At 33.9% G+C, this 20,571-nt stretch carries 11 protein-coding genes and 1 tRNA gene; 7 read left to right on the forward strand and 5 right to left on the reverse strand.

Annotated elements, in window-relative coordinates; translation table 11 throughout:
- Nucleotides 1-351: 351 nt before the first annotated feature.
- Nucleotides 352-1,761: a type I glutamate--ammonia ligase gene (glnA, locus tag V5N68_RS01720; RefSeq protein ID WP_332065470.1), complete on the reverse strand. Its 1,410-nt coding sequence runs from the start codon at nucleotides 1,759-1,761 to the stop codon at nucleotides 352-354.
- Nucleotides 1,762-2,327: 566 nt separating this feature from the next.
- Nucleotides 2,328-5,225 (reverse strand): excinuclease ABC subunit UvrA, encoded by a 2,898-nt coding sequence (gene uvrA / locus V5N68_RS01725; RefSeq protein WP_332065471.1) that lies wholly within the window; start codon nucleotides 5,223-5,225, stop codon nucleotides 2,328-2,330.
- Nucleotides 5,226-5,449: 224 nt separating this feature from the next.
- Between uvrA and ssb the strand changes: the two genes are divergently transcribed.
- From ssb to V5N68_RS01755, 6 genes are all read left to right on the forward strand, one after another.
- Nucleotides 5,450-5,968 carry a single-stranded DNA-binding protein gene (gene ssb / locus V5N68_RS01730; protein WP_332065472.1) on the forward strand — a complete coding sequence of 173 codons (519 nt, stop codon included), beginning with the start codon at nucleotides 5,450-5,452 and terminating at the stop codon, nucleotides 5,966-5,968.
- Between the two features lie 231 nt (nucleotides 5,969-6,199).
- Complete coding sequence (gene gyrA / locus V5N68_RS01735; protein ID WP_332065473.1) at nucleotides 6,200-8,995, forward strand: DNA gyrase subunit A; 2,796 nt, start codon at nucleotides 6,200-6,202, stop codon at nucleotides 8,993-8,995.
- 4 nt (nucleotides 8,996-8,999) lie between these two features.
- A complete protein-coding gene (gene coaD, locus V5N68_RS01740) occupies nucleotides 9,000-9,506 on the forward strand; it encodes a pantetheine-phosphate adenylyltransferase (protein WP_332065474.1) in 507 nt (168 codons plus the stop codon).
- A complete protein-coding gene (locus V5N68_RS01745; protein WP_442879680.1) occupies nucleotides 9,503-10,084 on the forward strand; it encodes a peptidylprolyl isomerase in 582 nt (193 codons plus the stop codon). The genes coaD and V5N68_RS01745 overlap by 4 nt, the downstream gene beginning before the upstream one ends.
- Nucleotides 10,085-10,103: 19 nt before the next feature.
- Nucleotides 10,104-10,616, forward strand: a complete 513-nt coding sequence (locus V5N68_RS01750) for a peptidylprolyl isomerase (protein ID WP_332065476.1) — start codon at nucleotides 10,104-10,106, stop codon at nucleotides 10,614-10,616.
- A gap of 1,064 nt (nucleotides 10,617-11,680) precedes the next feature.
- Nucleotides 11,681-12,892, forward strand: a complete 1,212-nt coding sequence (locus V5N68_RS01755; protein WP_332065477.1) for an MFS transporter — start codon at nucleotides 11,681-11,683, stop codon at nucleotides 12,890-12,892.
- A 46-nt stretch (nucleotides 12,893-12,938) separates the two neighbouring features.
- Here V5N68_RS01755 and V5N68_RS01760 read toward each other — a convergent pair whose 3' ends face one another.
- Together V5N68_RS01760 and V5N68_RS01765 are read right to left on the reverse strand one after the other, a co-directional pair.
- The gene (locus V5N68_RS01760) at nucleotides 12,939-14,366 is read right to left on the reverse strand and encodes an MFS transporter (RefSeq protein WP_332065478.1); all 1,428 of its coding nucleotides are present in this window, start codon (nucleotides 14,364-14,366) and stop codon (nucleotides 12,939-12,941) included.
- Nucleotides 14,367-14,493: 127 nt separating this feature from the next.
- Nucleotides 14,494-15,708, reverse strand: coding sequence for an NADP-dependent isocitrate dehydrogenase (locus V5N68_RS01765; protein ID WP_332065479.1), 1,215 nt, complete (start codon nucleotides 15,706-15,708; stop codon nucleotides 14,494-14,496).
- A 2,232-nt stretch (nucleotides 15,709-17,940) separates the two neighbouring features.
- Between V5N68_RS01765 and V5N68_RS01770 the strand changes: the two genes are divergently transcribed.
- Nucleotides 17,941-18,894 (forward strand): outer membrane protein, encoded by a 954-nt coding sequence (locus V5N68_RS01770; RefSeq protein WP_332065480.1) that lies wholly within the window; start codon nucleotides 17,941-17,943, stop codon nucleotides 18,892-18,894.
- Between the two features lie 1,452 nt (nucleotides 18,895-20,346).
- Here V5N68_RS01770 and V5N68_RS01775 read toward each other — a convergent pair.
- Nucleotides 20,347-20,421 (reverse strand) — tRNA-Glu (locus tag V5N68_RS01775).
- Between the last annotated feature and the right edge of the window lie 150 nt (nucleotides 20,422-20,571).

Below are 20,571 nucleotides of genomic sequence, written 5' to 3' on the forward strand. Positions count from 1 at the left end.
TGTAAAAAATAAATTTGTTTGCTTTTTATTTCTAATTTTTTATTAGTAAAAATAATATTTATGAGTGAGATACATTAAAACCTTAAATCATTTTATTAGGTTTAAAAGTACTTCTTTTTTAAAGGTTATAAAGCATAATATTAATTTTATGGGCTCTAATGTTTGATATAATTAACAGAAGTTTATATCAAACAAGAACCAAGCAGTTCTTTACGTTAAAGTTTCTCGTTGATTTGGATTTGTTTCAACTCAAGCCTATAAAGAACAAGTCTATTGTTTTTAAGAAGAGGCGCTCTGTATAAAAAATGGAGATTTATAACCTCCATTTTAAAATTAAAAAATAATTATGGTTTAAACGGAATAGTACATGTCAAATTCGATAGGATGTGGAGTTGTTTCATAGCGTAAAACCTCTTGCATCTTTAATTCAATGAATGAGTCAATTTGATCATCATCAAAAACATTCCCAGCTTTAAGAAAGCCACGGTCTTTATCAAGCGCTTCAAGTGCTTCGCGCAAACTTCCTGAAACTGTAGGGATTTTTTTTAGCTCTTTTGAGGAGAGCTCATAGAGGTCTTGATCCATGGCATGCCCGGGGTGAATTTTATTTTTTATACCATCAAGACCAGCCATTAGGAGAGCTGAAAATGCTAAATATGGATTTGCTGTTGGATCTGGAAAACGAATTTCTACGCGTTTTGAAGCTGGTGAAGAACTCAGTGGAATTCTGCAAGATGCGGAACGATTGCGTGCAGAGTAGGTAAGAAGAACAGGGGCCTCATAACCAGGAACTAAACGCTTATAGGAATTTGTAGATGGATTGGTGAAGGCATTGATTGCTTTTGCATGCTTAATAATACCACCGATAAAAAATAGGCAAGTTTCTGATAATCCTGCATATTCGTTGCCTGCAAAGATTGGCTTATTGTCTTTCCAAATAGATAGATGGACATGCATACCAGAGCCATTATCACCAAAAACCGGTTTAGGCATAAAAGTTGCTGTTTTCCCATAGCTGTTGGCTATTTGATGCACGACATATTTAAAAATTTGCATTTTATCGGCTTCGCGGACTAAAGTATCAAATCGAATGCCTAACTCATGCTGAGCAGCAGCTACTTCATGATGGTGCTTTTCAACACGGACGCCCATGCCTTTTAGTGCTGTAAGCATTTCAGAACGCATATCTTGGCAGGTATCGATTGGAGGAACAGGGAAATAACCGCCTTTCATTCGTGGACGGTGACTAAGATTGCCCATCTCATATTCAGTATCATCGTTTGATGGCAGTTCACTTGAATCGAGTTTAAACCCCGTATTGTAAGGATCGGTTTTATAACGCACGTCGTCGAAAATAAAAAACTCTGCTTCTGGACCTATATTAATAGTGTCTCCAATTCCTAAGGATTTTATATAGTCCTCAGCTCTTTTGGCAATAGAGCGGGGATCTCTGCGATAAAACTCTTTAGAAACAGGGTCGAGTACATCGCAAAATACGACCAAAGTAGATTGAGCAAAAAAAGGATCAACATGTGCTGTCTCTGTATCTGGAATCAGCACCATGTCAGATTCATCAATTGTTTTCCATCCGGAAATTGACGAACCATCAAACATAACACCATCATTAAATGTATTTTCGTTGATTTCTTCAATATCCATTGTAACGTGGTGTAATTTCCCCTGTGGGTCTGTAAAGCGTAAATCAACGAAATGTATGTCGTTATCTGCGATTTGTTTTAGAATATCAGATGCGGTTGTCATATAATTCTATTTCCTTATTGGATTGAGTTGGATGAAAGTATAAAAAATTGCGTATGTTTAAGGGTATTAATTTTGAATTCTCTAGTATTGATACAAATGCATCACTAACGGAGAAAATGAATATTTGCTCATCTCCTATGTGTTTTATTTGAGTTGTGTGTATATTACATTAATGGCTTGTGTTAGCTTTTCATGGGTAATAATAGTTTCAATTTTAGCTTTAGGTAAAGAACAAGTATAATTTAGGATCACAATAAAATTAGGAATGTCATCTTTTTATGTCCCAAAACTCTTTGCTTTTGTTATGATAATATCATATAATCCATTTTCTTGAAGAACTTCTTTTACTTCATAAAGTTTACAGAATTTTTTAATAGATTCAATTTTTGTCATACTAAAAATTATCTCTAACGTTATTTGCGCTTTAATTATATTGATAATTATGAGAAATGCCAACAGATACTTTGTGAAAGAAAAAGTAAAAAGTTTTGAAATATATGTTTTTAAAAAGTATTTTTTATAGCATATACGTATTTAAAATGCTTCGGATTCCTTTAAAACTGGAGTTATAAAGGTCGTCGTCGTAAAATTTCTTTCAAAAATTTTCCTGTGTATGAGGCTGGAACTTTAGTAATATCCTCAGGTCTCCCGCAGGCAATAATTTCACCGCCACGATCTCCGCCCTCCGGTCCTAAGTCAATAATCCAGTCGGCTGTTTTTATGACTTCAAGATTATGCTCAATTACTGTAACTGTATTGCCTTGTTCAACAAGTTCATGCAATACTTCAAGAAGTTTAGAAATATCATGAAAATGCAGACCTGTTGTTGGTTCATCTAAAATATATAAAGTACGACCTGTTGTTTTACGTGAAAGTTCTTTTGCAAGTTTTACGCGTTGAGCTTCACCTCCAGAAAGTGTCGTAGCTTGTTGTCCTACTTTGATATAGCTAAGGCCAACCTTTATGAGAGTTTTCATTTTATTATGAATAGTAGGAACGGATTGGAAAAATTCTGCTGCTTTTTCGATAGTCATATCTAAAACATCAGCAATAGATTTTCCTTTAAATTTTACTTCGAGAGTTTCTCGATTATAGCGTTTTCCGTGACATACATCGCAAGTCACGTATATGTCGGGCAAAAAGTGCATTTCAATTTTTATAATTCCATCGCCTTGGCATGCTTCGCAGCGTCCCCCTTTAACATTAAATGAAAAACGTCCTGCTTTGTAGCCGCGTGCTCTTGATTCTGGAAGTTCGGCAAACCATTCACGGATAGGGGTAAAAGCACCTGTATATGTTGCTGGATTAGAGCGAGGAGTACGCCCAATGGGTGATTGGTCGATATCGATAATTTTATCAAGGAGGTCTAATCCTTCTATCTTGTCGTAGCTTGCTGGACTGTGGTGACTTCCCATAATATGTCGTGATGCAGCTTTAAAAAGAGTTTCAATGAGAAATGTCGATTTTCCTCCTCCAGAAATACCGGTTATGCACGTGAAAGTTCCAAGAGGGATGTCAGCATTAATATTTTTAAGGTTATTACCCCGTGCTCCGATTATTTTAAGTGTTTTTGATTTTGATATTGGGCGTCGTTGAGCAGGCATTTTAATTGCCATTTTTCCTGAAAGGTACTGGCCTGTGAGGGAAGATGGATTATTTATAATTTCCTGTGGGGTGCCTTGAGCGATAATTTTTCCACCATGAACACCTGCGGCAGGACCAATATCTACAACATAGTCCGCAGCAAGAATAGCATCTTCATCATGTTCAACAACAATGACTGTATTGCCTAGATCACGCAAGTGGCATAGCATATCTAAAAGGCGTTCATTATCGCGCTGGTGTAGACCAATAGATGGTTCATCTAAAATATAAAGAACACCTGTAAGACCAGATCCAATTTGGGATGCTAATCGGATACGTTGGCTTTCCCCTCCTGAAAGGGTGCCTGAATTTCGAGACAATGTGAGATATTCAAGGCCTACATGATTCAAAAAAGCTAGGCGTTCACGAATTTCTTTTAAAATACGTACTGCGATATTACGTTGTTTTTCTGTTAAGTATTGATGAATGTTAGCAAACCAATCATCTGCTTTTAAAATGGAAAGTTCTGCTATTTCTCCAATATGCATTTTGTTAATTTTGACGGATAGCGCTTCTGGTTTTAAGCGATAACCATTGCAAGCTGGACAAGGAGAGGAAGACATGTAGCGCTCTATTTCTTCACGTGACCATATAGAGTCGCTTTTTTTCCATTGTCTTTCCATACTTGGGATAATACCTTCAAAATATTGAATTTTCGTATGATGTTCTAAATTTTCAGGATCATAGGAGATTTTTTTTCTTTTTGTACCGTATAGAATGGCCTCTTTTGCTTCATTTGAGAGTGCGCACCATTGATCTGTTAGTTTAAATCCATATATTCCCCCTAATTTTTCTAAAGTTTGATTATGAAAGGGAGAAGATGATTTAGACCAAGGGCTTATTGCTCCAGCCTTTAAGGTGAGGTTCTCATTTGGAATGATTTTTGTTGGATCGATTACTTTTTTAATGCCGAGCCCATCGCAAGTAGGACAAGCCCCAGAGGGGCTATTAAATGAAAATAGTCTTGGTTCAATTTCAGGAATTGAAAATCCAGATATTGGGCAGGAAAATTTTTCTGAAAAAATAAGCCGTTTATGTGTTTCATTTTTCGATTTATTAGAAGATTCTTTCCCATTTTTCTGATATGATAGAGGTTGGTCTGCCATTTCAACAACAACAATTCCATCTGCCAGCTTTAAGCAAGTTTCTATACTATCGGCTAAACGAGAACTAATATCGTTACATACGATAAGGCGATCTACTACAACATCTATGTCGTGTTTATATTTTTTATCAAGGAGAGGAATATCAGGAATTTCATAGAATTTTCCATCCACTTTAGCACGCTGAAATCCTTTTTTTAAAAGTTCTGCTATTTCTTTTTTATATTCTCCTTTCCGTCCTCGCACGATTGGTGCCATAACGAGTATTCGTGTATTTTGGGGTAAGTCCATAATTTTATCAACCATTTGGCTTACAGTTTGGCTTTCAATAGGGAGCCCAGTAATAGGTGAATGAGGAATACCAATACGTGCAAAAAGAAGACGCATATAATCGTAAACTTCTGTAACAGTTCCCACTGTTGAGCGAGGATTACGGCTAGTTGTTTTTTGTTCAATGGAGATGGCGGGAGAAAGGCCATCTATTTGGTCGATGTCGGGTTTTTGCATCACTTCGAGAAATTGGCGCGCATAAGCAGAAAGGCTTTCAACATAACGGCGTTGCCCTTCAGCGTAAATTGTATCGAAAGCTAAAGATGATTTACCTGATCCAGAAACCCCCGTTATAACAATAAATTTGTCACGAGGAAGGTCTATATCAATATTTTTAAGATTATGTTCACGAGCGCCGCGAATAGAGATGTATTTTTGATGAGGCATGCTTACCCTTGGCATGTGTGGTAGAAGTTGAATATTTAAAGTAAAGTAAAACTATTTCTCAGGAATTACAATGTATGTATCTCTTTATAATTTATAGGTGAATTACAAATTCTGTGAAAATGAAAATAAAAATAATATCTATTTATTTTTATTGATGAAATAAACTGTACGTTGTTGTTATATTTTGTTATAATCACGCAGTTTACTATTTTGGAGTTTATGCGATGGCTGGTAGCCTTAATAAAGTTTTTTTGATTGGTAATCTTGGTGCAGATCCTGAAATTCGCCGTTTAAATTCTGGTGATCAAGTAGCAAATTTCCGTATTGCGACTTCAGAAAGTTGGCGTGATCGCAATACAAATGAACGTAAAGAGCGTACGGAGTGGCATAATGTTGTTATTTTTAACGAAAATCTTGTAAAAATTGTAGAGCAATATGTAAAAAAAGGGAGCAAAGTTTATATTGAGGGCCAGTTGCAAACGCGTAAATGGCAAGATCAAAATGGTAATGATCGTTATACCACAGAAATTGTTTTGCAAAAATACCGCGGTGAATTACAAATGCTTGATGGGCGTGGAGCAGCTGGTGGAGAACAAATGCAGGGCACACACCAGTCGAGCAGCAATTATAGTAGTGGTGATTTTGGTGAGAGCCACTTAAGTCAGAGAAATTCTTTTGGTCAAAATGGGAATAAAACGGGAGAGAGTTTTTCTCAAAAATTAGATGATGATGTACCTTTCTGATAGCGTTCTAAGGTTTGAAATTATTCTTTTTTTGTATTTTTTTGGTTATTTGTTTTCTATTTAAGCTTAGGATAAGACGGTATTGTTCTTTTTATCGGCAGTTTAAAATACAATAAATAACTTATTGAAATGAGTGTTAATTTTTTTTCTATTATAGGGGCTGAATTGGCGTTTTGACTTATTTTTGGATATAAAAGAGTGAAGTGATTCTTTTTTGAAAGTCTTGAAGCCGTGACAGATATTACTCCACTACCAGAACGCGATATGCTAACCGGTATTGAACCAGTTAGCATTGTTGATGAAATGCAACGATCTTATCTCGATTATGCGATGAGCGTAATTGTTTCGCGTGCACTTCCAGATGTGCGTGATGGTTTGAAGCCTGTCCATCGACGCATTTTGTACGCTATGAATGAGATGGGGCTTTTTTTTAATAAACCTTATCGTAAATCTGCTGGTGTTATTGGTGAAGTTATGGGGAAGTTTCATCCCCATGGAGATTCTTCGATTTATGATGCGTTGGTGCGTATGGCGCAGGATTTCTCTTTACGAAATCCGTTAATTGATGGTCAGGGAAACTTTGGTTCTGTAGATGGTGATCCTCCTGCGGCGATGCGTTATACAGAGTGTCGTTTAGAAAAAGTTTCAGAAGAGCTTTTAGCTGATATTGATAAAGATACTGTTGATTTTCAAGATAATTATGATGGGCGTGAATGTGAACCTGTAGTTTTACCAGCACGTTTTCCGAATCTTTTAGTTAATGGATCAGGTGGTATTGCTGTGGGGATGGCGACCAATATTCCTCCTCATAATCTTGGTGAAGTTGTTGATGGTTGTATTGCTTTAATTGATGATCCCGACATGACGCTTGATAAAATAATTGAAATCATCCCTGGTCCTGATTTCCCAACGGGTGGTATTATTCTTGGTCATTCTGGTGTTCGTTCAGCCTATGAGACAGGCCGTGGTTCGATTATTATGCGCGCTAAGGTTAATATTGAGGAAATTCGTAATGGTCGTCAGGCAATTATCGTCAACGAGATACCTTATCAAGTTAATAAAGCAATGATGATTGAGAAAATGGCGGAGTTGGTGCGTGATAAACGCATTGAAGGAATTTCTGATTTGCGTGATGAATCTGATCGTGATGGGTATCGTGTTGTTATTGAGCTTAAGAAAGATGTTGTTGCTGATGTTGTTTTGAATCAATTATATCGTTACACGCCGCTGCAGACTTCTTTTGGTTGTAATATGGTTGCGCTAAACGGCGGAAAGCCCGAGCAAATGGCATTGCTTGATATGCTTCGGGCGTTTATTTCTTTTCGAGAAGAGGTTGTAAGTCGGCGCACGAAATATTTGCTTTGTAAAGCACGTGAACGTGCTCATGTTTTGGTTGGTCTTGCTATTTCCGTTGCCAATATTGATGAAATTATCACATTGATCCGTCAAGCACCTAACCCGCAGGAGGCACGCATACAGTTGATGGAACGGCGTTGGTTAGCGACGGATGTAGCTCCTTTGATTAAGCTTATTGATGATCCTCGTCATGTTATCCATGAAGATGGTACTTATAATTTATCTGAAGAGCAAGCGCGTGCTATTTTAGAGTTGCGCTTGCAAAGGCTTACCGCCCTTGGGCGTGATGAGATTGCTGATGAGTTGAATAAAATTGGTGTAGATATTACTAATTATCTTCGTATTTTAGCGTCGCGCTCATGCATCATGAACATTGTTAAAGATGAACTAACTGCTCTTCGTGAAGTTTTTGCAACTCCTAGACGTACTATGTTTGGGTCTGGTAGTGCTGAAATGGATCATGAAGATTTAATAGCATCAGAAGATATGGTGGTAACAGTTAGCCATAGCGGTTATATTAAGCGTGTTCCTTTAAATACATATCGTGCACAGCGACGTGGTGGTAAGGGGCGTTCTGGTATGTCTACAAAGGATGAAGACTTTGTAACGCGTTTGTTTGTGGTTAATACACATACACCTGTTCTTTTCTTTTCGTCGCGTGGAATTGTTTATAAAGAAAAAGTTTGGCGTTTACCTATTGGTACTCCGCAATCGAGAGGGCGCGCTTTAATTAATTTACTTCCTCTACAGCAGGGTGAACGTATAACAACTATTATGCCTTTGCCAGATGAAGAAAACAATTGGAGCGCACTGGACGTTATGTTTGCGACAACACGTGGAACTGTGCGTCGTAATAAATTATCGGATTTTGTTCAAGTTAATCGTAATGGTAAAATTGCAATGAAGCTTGATGAAGAGGGCGATGAAATCCTTTCTGTTGAAACTTGTACAGAATATGATGATGTTGTTTTGACAACGGCTAATGGTCAATGTATTCGCTTTCCTGTTACTGAGGTTCGTGTATTTGCAGGTCGTAACTCGGTGGGAGTACGTGGTATTAATTTATCTAAAGGTGATAAAGTTATTTCGATGACTATTTTAGAACATGTTGAGGCAACGTCAATTGAGCGTTCTGCTTATGTCAAACGTGTAATTAATGAACGACGCGCAATTGGTGCAGATGCTGAAGATATTACACCTATGGATGAAGATGATGGAGGAATTGAAACAGAGTTAACAGATGAACGTTATGCAGAGCTTAGTTCCCGTGAGCAAATGCTTTTAACAGTTACTGAATTTGGTTATGGGAAGAGATCTTCCTCATATGAGTTTCGTATTTCTGGACGTGGTGGGAAAGGTATTCGTGCAACAGATCCATCTAAGACAGGTGAGATTGGCAAATTAGTAGCAACTTTCCCAGTGAAAGCGCAAGATCAAATTATGCTGGTGTCGGATGGGGGACAGCTTATTCGTGTGCCTGTTGATGGTATTCGTATAGCTGGTCGTTCGACTAAAGGGGTAACAATTTTTAATACTGCTGAAGGAGAAAAAGTTGTATCAGTAGAGCGTATTTCTGAATCTGAAGATGATATTAACCAATTAGAGGATGAAAGTGAAAAAAAATCTGATGCGGTTGATGTTACTGAAGAGGATAGCAAGGTGGTGAAGTAAGATAATGAGGATTGCTCTTTATGCTGGTTCTTTCGATCCATTAACAAACGGTCATCTTGATATTTTGAAAGGTGGTTTAGTTTTAGCTGATAAAGTGGTTATGGCTATAGGAGTTCATGCTGAAAAAAAACCTCTTTTTAATTTTCAAGAACGTGTTGATTTAATTTTGCAAGTAGGAAAAGAATTGCTAAATATTGAATCTGACCGATTGCAAGTTATCTCATTTGATAATCTTTTAATTCATAAGGCTCGTGAAATTGGTGCTTCATTTCTCATTCGTGGATTGCGTAATGGTACTGATTTTGATTATGAAATGCAGATGGCGGGGATGAATGGTGTTATAGCTCCTGAATTGCCAACTGTTTTTTTGCCAGCAAATATTTCTGGGCGCATAATAACTTCTACTTTAGTGCGTCAAATTGCTTCAATGGGAGGCGATGTAGCACCTTTTGTCCCCGAAAATGTTGCACAAGCTTTATTTTTGAAATTTCAATCTTTAGGGAGAGAATGATTGTGTCTCTTAAAGTTTTTTCTATTTTAGCATCTATTTTTTGCTTTTTTTCATTAAATGCTTTCGCAAGCGATTCTGATATTCTTGTTTTATCTTTGAAAAATGGTGATGTAATTATTCGTTTGCGCCCCGATTTAGCTCCAAAGCATGTTGAGCGAATTAAAAAATTAACAAAAGAGGGAGCTTATAACAATGTCGTTTTTCATCGTGTTATTCCTGGCTTTATGGCACAGACTGGTGATGTAAAGTTTGGTAAAGAAGGTAGTGCGGATTTTGATCTTAAACGCGTCGGTATGGGCGGTTCAAATTATCCCAATATACCTGCAGAATTCTCAAGACAGCCGTTTAAGCGTGGTACTGTTGGTATGGCTCGTTCTCAAGATATTGATTCAGCAAATTCTCAATTTTTTATTTGTTTTAATGAGGCTTCTTTTTTAAATGGTCAATATACGGTTATTGGTGAAGTGATAAAAGGGATGGATGTTGTTGATAAAATTAAAAAAGGCACTGTAGGTAATAACGGATCTGTAAAACATCCTGATGTTATTAATGCGGCCTATTTACAAGCTTATGAGTAAATTAAAGGAGTAAGTAAGGATGGCGAAGACTGAGTCCCTAGAAAACACATTAATTTTTGAAACAACAAAAGGTAGGGTTGTGATTGAGCTTTTTGCTGATTTAGCTCCTTATCATGTCGCTCGTGTTAAAGAGCTTGTACGTGAAGGAGCTTATGATAATGTTATTTTTCATCGTGTTATTGATGGCTTTATGGCTCAAACTGGTGATGTAAAGTTTGGTAAAAAAGGTGGTACAGACTTTAATTTATCGCGTGCGGGTATGGGAGGATCAGATAAGCCTGATTTGGTAGCAGAATTTTCTAATCTTTCCCATAAGCGCGGTACAGTTTCTATGGCACGTAGTCAAAGTCCAAATTCCGCTAATTCGCAGTTTTTTATCTGTTTTGCAGATGCTCCTTGGCTTAATAGACAATATTCTATATGGGGGCAAGTTATTGAGGGTATGGAAAATGTTGATAAAATCAAGCGGGGAGAACCTGTTGTGGATCCGGATGTAATTACTAAAGCTACAATCGCTTCAGATATTAAATAGAATATAGTAATGACGGTTTAATTTTCTTTACAGTTATTTTGGTTTTATATTCTTGTGCAATTAGGTTATTGTTCTTATTATAAAGTTGGTGTTTTACTGTTTTATAACGTAAATATTTTCTTTAATTTAATTTTTCATGTGGGCTGTACAGCATTGATTAAATCAAAGACTATGTAAAAATACCCGTAAGCAATAACATTTTATTGTTTTGATGTTTATGTGGATTTATCTCATCAAAAAAAGTATAGATGATGCTATTTTGTACTAAGATATTGTGTTTTATGGATTAAGACAAATGAAGAGTTGTATCATGCATTATAGCATTTACTTCTTTCGTATTACTCAATTTATGTAAACGACAAAAATATGAAATCGTACTTTCTCTTAAAGGCAGATGTGTGGTTTCATCGTTATATACTTTTTCAGGTATATGCTTATATGCTTAAACAGAAGCTGTTTCTCCGGTACGCACTACCTTCTCCGGAGAAAAACAGTTTTTTCTGTCTCTTTCAATTACTTAAATGAACAATGTTAATGAGGAGTTAGTAAAGATTTAAAAAAATATGAAAATTGTGATTTTATTTTATGAAGTAGTTTGTCTAGTTTCTTGTAAATGAAAAGTCTTTAAAAGAAGATATCAATGCGATCTTTATTCGAACAATAATATTAAGTGACTTATTTGTTTAATCAAAAATTTGTGCAGTATTTTATGGAGGGATACAAACTGTTATAGTTTATATACTTATAGAAAAGTTGTGTTTTTTGAGATGGGGGTTTGAAAGATATAAACAAACGGTTTTATATAGGGATCTAAGCCCGTTTCTTTATTGATAAACTTTAAATAGTTGAAGATTCTATTTAGGTTATATGTGCAATTGTAATACAGTTTATAAAGAAATTGTATTTACGAATAGATATTTAACATGCTGCTATAAGAAACTTCAATATTGTTCATTTATTATAAACAATATTGGAAATTTCAATTATGAAAAAGAATATTTTAGCTCGTTTGTGTATATTACATATACTTGTAATTAAAGTACAATTATACAGAAATAATAACGATGAAGAATTTTCATAAAAAAAATATTGTTACAGCTTTAGAGATTGATTCTAAAAGGCGAGGTTTAGTGATTCTTTCGTTTGCAGTAGGAAGTTTTGCTATTGGAACTGCTGAATTTTGTGCAATGGGTTTACAACCAGAGATGGCGCAAAGCTCATCTGTTGATATTCCTAAAGCAGGTCAATATATTTCTGCATATGCATTAGGAGTTGTTATCGGAGCACCTCTTTTAGCTATTGCAACAGCTAAGTTATCGCATAAAACTGTTCTGATAGGACTGATGTTTTTTTATGCTCTTGCAAATATTGTTAGTGCATTTTTTTCTGATTTTAACATATTGGTAGTGTTACGATTTATTAGTGGCCTTCCACACGGTATTTATTTCGGGCTTGCAGCTGTAGTTGCATCTTCAATGGTGGAAATGAATGAACGTTCTAAAGCTGTTGGTGGTGTTATGCTTGGTTTAACGATTGCTACAGTTTTGGGAGCGCCGGGTACAACTTGGATTGGGCAGCTTTGGGGTTGGCAGGTTGCATTTATCCTTGTCGGTATTATTGCTTTATTATGTTGTATACTTATTGGAAGATTTTTACCTTCTGTTTCTCATATTTCAAAAACAAATCCGCTGCTTGAACTTAGTGCATTAAAGAAAAAACAAGTATGGTTGCTTTTAGTAATGGTTTCTGTCGGTGCATCAGGGCTCTTTTCTGTGTTCACTTATATTAAATCCACGTTGATTCATACTTCAGGAATTTTGCTTGATTGGGTTCCTTTTATAATGCCATTAATTGGATTAGGGATGGTGGTCGGTAATATTTTAGGTCCTAAATTTGCTGTTAAAATTGGTATTTCACCAATGATATTTTTTTCTATGCTTTGGAGTGCGTTTGTTTTTTTTCTTTTCTTCTTTTTTTCTTATACTCCATTAACGGCAGCATTAGGATGTTTTCTTGTTGGTACTTCATTTACATCTATGCCCTCTATACAAGCAAAAATTATGAATGTTTCTGTGAATGGACAAATTTTAGCGGGATCTTTGATGCAATCTGCTTTTAACATAGCGAATGCTCTTGGAGCAGAATCTGGGGCGTGGGTTTTAAGATTGGGTTATAGTTATGAATATACTGCTATTTTAGGGGGTATTTTAACTTTATGTGGGTTATTGATTTTTTGTTTTTCCTGGTATGTGGAAAAATGTGATCAACGTTTTTAAAAATGATGAATATTGTTAAATAAGAATAAAAAAGCACATAATTTTCTCAGTTATCCGATTGCCCAGTTGGATTTTTAAATATATTATACGAAACGCGTATAGCAAATGGAATGCCAAGAAAAAATAAAAGACTGATCAGTGTAGTAAGAAGGGCTTTTGCTGCAAAAATCATTCCGGTAATTCCTCCGGGATTACATAGACCAGCAAGATTTGTGATTGTTCCTGCTAGTGTTGCGCTTAAAGCCGCTGAAAATAGTTGTACAGAGGTAAGGGATGCACTGGCTTGTAAAGCATCTTTTTCATTTGCGCATTGTAAGATTCTCGTTAACAAATGTGGCCATGCTATGCCAGAGCTCATTCCTGTAATAAACAGTGCTAAACAAATGATAAAATTACATTTCAGTGTAGAAATTTCTGTTGGAATAAGCCATAACAAAACACATATGCCTAAAAGACTTAGGATTGGTGAATATACAATTATGCTACCAATTTTTTTTGCTGATACGCTAGCGCTTGATAGAGATCCAAATGTCCAACCAAGGCTTATTAATGCTACCATATAACCAGCAATAAGAGGGTCTTGTCCGTGAAGCTCTTGAAGAAAGAGTGGCAAGTAAAGCTCTATACTGTATGCTACTATAGTTATAATGAGTATTAATGAATAAACAGGAAAAAATTCAGAAGAAAGGGAGAATGTTTTATGTGGCAACATGGGGTGGAGTGTGGATGATTCTATTTTTGCTAAAATTAAGAGAAGGCTAAATCCGATAATTAATCCGAAAATTTGTGTAGTTATGGTATCTATTGTTCCACAAATAGAGATGACAAAAATTAACAGTATGAGTGTGAAGAGTTGCAGGAAAGGAAATGGGGATGTTGGAATATGAGTCTCATTTTCTTTTGGTAAAACTTTAAGTGCTATGAGTAAAAAGATTATTGCTAACAGGGCTATTATCCAAAAAGCAATTCTCCATACACCATATTGTACAGAGATACCACCAATTGCAGGTCCTAATAGGATTGATATTCCCCACATTCCAGAAATAATGCTTAATGCGTGTGACCATAAAGGTGGACTGAAAGCTATACGTACTATAGAGTACGACAGAGATAGCAAAGAGCCACTTCCGAATCCCTGAATGAAACGTCCTATTAAGAATAATGGCATAGCTGTAGAAATACTACATATAAAAGTGCCAGCAGTGAATATAATTAGAGAAACAATATATGTCTTGCGAGGACCTATTGTTCCTAACATTTTTGTTGCAAGTGAAGTACCGAGCAGCGATGCTGCAATAAAAACAATAACCACCCAAGAATAATATAGTTCGCTACCAATATCATTTATAATAGAGGGTAAAATAGTAACAACAGCATAAACGTTTATAGCATGTAAAGCAACTCCACCCATAAACGTTAAAGAACGTATACTATTTTTATTCCACAGAAACGCAGACCAGCTTTGTTTTTTCACTCTTTTTTACTACTTTAGTAGAAAATCGATCTCTTTTATTTATAAAGCAGTTATTCAAATTTTCCAAGAGAAGATTTAAAGCTCTCCTTTCGCAGAGCTTTTTTTATTTTGGAATTAATTACAAGGCTTAATTGATCATTTCTTTTTTGAGGTTTTCATCAACTTTATCAAGAAATCCTGTTGTAGAAAGCCATCTTTGATTAGGTCCAATTAAGAGTGCTAGATCTTTAGTCATAAAGCCTTCTTCAACAGTTTTAATACAAACCTTTTCCAACATTGTGGTAAAGTTTTTTAATTGTTCATTGTTATCTAATTTTGCACGATGCGCTAATCCACATGTCCATGCAAAAATAGATGCAATAGAATTCGTTGATGTTTCTTCATTTCTTTGATATTGGCGGTAGTGGCGTGTTACTGTACCATGTGCGGCTTCTGCTTCCACAGTTTGACCATCTGATGTCATAAGGACAGAAGTCATCAGACCAAGAGAGCCAAAACCCTGAGCAACAATATCTGATTGAACATCACCATCATAATTTTTACATGCCCAAACATAACCGCCTGACCATTTAAGTGCAGAAGCAACCATATCATCGATTAGACGGTGTTCATAATATAATTTACGATTTTCAAATTCATTTTTAAATTCTTCATCAAATACTTCTTGAAAAATATCTTTAAAGCGTCCGTCATAAGCTTTTAGGATGGTATTCTTTGTTGAAAGATAGACAGGAATATTCCGTTGTAATCCGTAGTTGAAAGATGCGCGTGCAAAGTCGCGGATTGATTCATCGAGATTATACATAGCTAAGGCAACGCCAGCACTTGGAGAATTGAAAACATGGTGCTCTATAACTTTATTATCATCGCCAACAAACTTAATACTTAGCTTTCCTTTCCCAGGAAATTTAAAGTCAGTTGCTTTATATTGATCACCAAAAGCATGACGTCCTATAATAATAGGCTTTGTCCAGTTTGAAACGAGGCGTGGAACATTTTTGCAGATAATGGGTTCGCGAAAAATAGTTCCTCCTAAAATATTGCGGATCGTTCCATTAGGTGATTTCCACATTTTTTTTAGATTAAATTCTTTAACACGCGCTTCATCGGGAGTGATAGTTGCACATTTTATCCCGACTCCATATTTTTTGATAGCCTTGGCAGAATCGATTGTTATTTGATCATCCGTCGCATCTCGATTTTCTATGGAAAGATCATAATATTTGAGATCAATGTCGAGATAGGGGTAAATTAGTTTTTCTTTGATATATTTCCAGATGATACGGGTCATTTCATCCCCGTCGATTTCAACAACGGGATTTTTTACTTTGATCTTGCTCATTAGAGATCCTTTTCCATTTTAGTGATGTTATTTTTATAGCATTTTCAATATAATCATGAAAAGTAAAATACAGCATAAAAAAGATGCAAAATTTTATAAAAAATTAATTTTATAAAATGATAATATATTATTTGTTCAATTATATATTTGTTTTTATTATAATAAATAATAACATTTAAATTTTTTATAAGTTAATATTATTATTTAAATAAAATTTAATTTATATTATGAATATTTATGTTTAAATTATATTTAATTCGTTTGGATGTAATTTAAAATTAATATTATGAAAATTATATCTATTAATTTTTATAATTGACTTTATTTAAAATAATAATAGAAAAAATTAATATTTAGTAATTGCTGTAAAAAGGTTTTTAATTAGAAAAATATTTCAAAAGCCAACAATTATATAAAATCACAAAGATTGATGGAAATAAAAATACGAAAAGTAAAATTAAGATGATGATTATAATGATTATAACTGTCTTTAATGTGATATACACAGCATCTAATATTTTCTACACAAAATATTGATCTTTCTTGTAAAAAGTTTAATTGATTTTTCAAAATTTGAAAATAAATACAATATTTAGATTTCCTCTTTAAAGTTTAAAGAAATGTTAAACCTTAAGTGAGGCTAGAGCGACTGATTTTCTTGAAAATTGGCTTATTTGTATTGCCGAATAAAAAGGTCAAAAAATAATTGATCATGTCATTAAATAATTCATCATAAAAATGACTAGATCAATGTGCGTTTTGAGTGATGATAAAGGAAACATGCATTTCTAAACTTCAATTTCATAAAAACCATTTTTTGAGGCTTTTCAGACAGTTTACGCTCGTTTTAAAGGTGCTAATGTTATGAAATTAAGAAGAAACAGAAACTATTATTTCTGCAAAACTCAAAGCAGTTTAAATTTTTAAATATTAGCAGATTCTAAAAAGATTTAGCATTTGAAGTTAGCGATTCATCTAAAATGCTATCTTCAGCAAGTTGAAAATACTTTTATCATTCTTAAAAATTACATTTGAATTGGGGACTGCATAATGCTGTAAATACTACAGTAAAACAGGTTGAGCCTTTTATCAAACAAAAGGTTTTTTGAAATTTCATCAGCTCAAATAAAATGCATTAAGAAAGGTGTTATATAAAATTAAAAGAAACAATGTATTCCCCTGAAGCAGGATATTATTAATTCAGGAACAGCGCTACCGCTTAAATTTTTTAAGTCAAAAAACAAAGTTTAGTATGATTTATATGATGTTTCTCATGCATAGGATTTTGTTTTAGGTGGAAAGTTTCTACAACATGTTAATTTGAAGATGGGAGTAATGTGTTTAAAAAAAGAAAAGAGGGGCCACTTTCCGATTACAAATAAGAGATAATCTTTATTATAGAGGCACATTTAGGCTAGATATCTCAGTCTCTACTACTCAATATATCAATGAGAGATTAATTCAAAATATATACTACAATTTATTCGTTGGAAATGTGAAGAGAATAATCAAGGTTAAATTTATGTGCTTAAATTATGTTTACAATGCTTACTACATTATAATTTAAAAGACGGATTATTCGTTGCTTTTTTTCAGAAAAATTTCAGGGGAATTATTGCCAACGATATTTCTCTGAAGGTTAGGTGTTTGCTATTAAGGAAGTTAGTGCGAACTATTTTTGCGATAAATTTAAAAATTGACTGTAAATTTTATGCTTACAATAAGCTTAGATGAGTATTTGTTAGAATTTTGATTATCGTGTGATAAGTATAAGAGATGCATCGATAATAGTTATATAGTTTTCATTATAAAAAATCTTTTTCTCATTCATTTTATTGAACGAACTGTATTTAAATTTTGCAATAAATTTGAAGTGATGTATGTGAAGTATTTTTATTGAAATGTAATAAAAATACGTTTTGTTGTATATTTTGTTATTTTTAATGTATTATATGAGGATAATGTTTTTTATCATAAAAAAATTGATTGTATTACGTTATAAAAGCTAAATTTAAAAACTATTATTAAATAATAAATACAATAATAGTTTTATAAGTAGTAAATTAAAAAGTATTATTTTATAAATGAAGTCTTATAAAATTCAAAAATTGTTTGCTAATATCAAATTTTGATATATCATAAGGTACTGTGTGTAATTTTGCAGCATAAAGTTTGCAGTGTTTTGTGTAATACTTGTATTATGTTTAAACAATAGCATTGGGGTATAATTTTATGAGTACAAAATATTTAATAGCGGCATCTGCTTTTACTGTTATGTCATCTTTTGTAGCACAGGCGTCAGATATGTTGACTTCTCAAAAATCTGAACAGATTGTTTCGTCAATTACTATTTCTCCTACTTTTTCTTGGACAGGTTTTTATCTTGGAGGCCAACTCAATGGCTTTTCAAGTAAGCTTTCTGCGATCGGCCGTGATTTCGATGTTCCTCTTTTTTTTCATGGAGCGGAAGATACTTCGGATATGAAATGGATTCCAGTTGAGAAGAAATATTTGCCTAAGCTTTCTGGTTTTGTACCGGGTCTTTATATTGGTGCTAATGTTGATCTTGGTCAAGGTTTTATTTTAGGTGTTGATGCGGATGTGCTTTTAGTGGGGAAAAAGGGTAAAAAAAATTCTGTCATTACTACTCAAGTTGACGCTTCAGTATTTTCTGAAGTTAAAAATGGTAATGATAAGGATGAAAAACTCGATGCGATTGCAAAGGATATTATTAAAAAATCAATGATGGGAGTGGATAAAAGTACCTCTATCCCTCGATCTGTTTTTAAAAGTCGCAAAAAGATTGAAGAAAATCATATAATCTTTGGACATACTTTCAAACAAAAGTGGGTTGGTGCTGCGCGAATGCGTCTTGGCTATCCTCTAGGTTTTATTATGCCTTATATTTCAGGAGGTGTTACTTATGGGGATTTTCATGATATTTTATCAGTATCGGTTTCAGGAGTGGAATCTTTGAACGATAAATTAGATGATACAAAGACGATGGTTGGTTATACTCTTGGTGGAGGTTTTGACTTTGCTATGACAGATAATATTATTCTGCGTGCGGAATATCGTTATTCAGATTTTGGTAAAAAGAAATTTAAAGATATGTTTGAAAAAGATGTGATTGAACTTGATTATAAGGCCAACGATTTTCGTGTTGGAGTGGCCTATAAGTTTTAATTTTTGAGTTAGATTTAAAAGGGTTCCATCTTTGATGGGACCTTTATTTTATTCTATAGGTGCTATTTTGTGGTTTTACGTGGAGAGTGGCAATCAAAAAGGTTATTGCGCTAGAAAATAGGGGGGTAGTTACTAAAATTTTTATCTCTTTTAGAATTTTTAGAAGCGTTTATATTATAAAAAACTTATATCTTAAAGGGTATGATAAAAACTTGGATCAATTTATTTGAGCGAATAAAATAAGCAGCACAATTGCTATTATTTTATAAAGCGAGTGTTTCATTGCAAAATAAAAGCTTTTAGCATCGATATAATAGACTCTTTTTTGAATTTGGGGATTTGTTCGCAAGAAAAGACTCAGTTCAATGTACTTTGGTAGCTATTGTAGTTATGACTGCGTGTATTGAAATTGTTTCTATTACTAAACGAACATTATAATCTGATAGGTCATAAAATTTAGTGTTCATTATGGCAGTTTTTGCTGCCTTTTTATGATTTTAGTAAAAGCTTTTGATCTTGGAAAGAGTACGGAAAAACAGAAGCAAGCTTTAGAAAAATTAGCAACGAATCTTGAGGTAAAAAAATAAATTAATTTTAAAAGCAATGCTGATAAGATTGATCAGCGTGCGGCATCATTAAATTGTTATTTAAATTTTATATGAAATAAAGAGTGGCTGAAATGTAAAAGTGTATCTGCTATTTGTTTCATATAGAGATATAGTAATATCAATAATAATTTTATAACTTTTTTAGAGGTAAAGGCAGAGGAGCGTTCCTTTTATTTTTATAAAAGGAGTAAAAAATTTCATTGTTTTTTGTTTTCGGTTTTTATTGAGCTTTATAGATGTAGCAAAAATAAAGAAGCAAGTAGTTTACAATCCACATACAAAAGAATACATCGCATTTTTATAGAAGTTATTGAACTTTAGAGGGTAATAAAATTATCCATTTGATGCGTTCTTTTTATTTTTTTAATCAGGATGCGCTAAATAATCTATTTTTTGCACATAAGAAAGAGAGTGATTTTCAGCTACTTAAATTTATATTGTAATTAATTCTCAGAGCCAGATCATTCATAAAAGGAACTCAAAATTCTGCTGAATTCATTATTAAGAAAGATATATATAATTCACAAAATAAATTTTTCATCAGTTACACAATGACCTAAAGATATTGCCTCTGGTATAAAAGATATGGCTGCAATCATCGAATCAATAAAAAAGATTATTAGGATTAAGATAATTAATTATAAACTTACCAATAAGTTCGTCAGATGTTTCAAAAACTCTCATAATAAAAGCTAAAAAAAATTGAAAGCGCTTACAAATTTATTTAAAAGAAAACCTCTTTTACAAATACACGCTTGAAAATTCTATTTTTTCACTTTTATTCATGTATCTATCATGCAAAAAATATAATAAAAACAAAATATTGATGCAATAAAAAAGAGGATGGTACGCCCAAGGGGAATCGAACCCCTGTTTCCGCCGTGAAAGGGCGGTGTCCTAACCGCTAGACGATGGGCGCGAACCAATGATGAGGCTTATAGAGAGTATCTTTTTACTTCGCAAGCCCTATAAATAATTTTTTTTAAAAAAAACGTGTTTTATTGAATAATTTATGAACATATTTATATTTCTTGCTAGATTATTTTCTTTTCTAAAGTTTAGCATACAT

This window comes from Bartonella eidoli, from assembly GCF_036576145.1.
Classification (GTDB): domain Bacteria; phylum Pseudomonadota; class Alphaproteobacteria; order Rhizobiales; family Rhizobiaceae; genus Bartonella.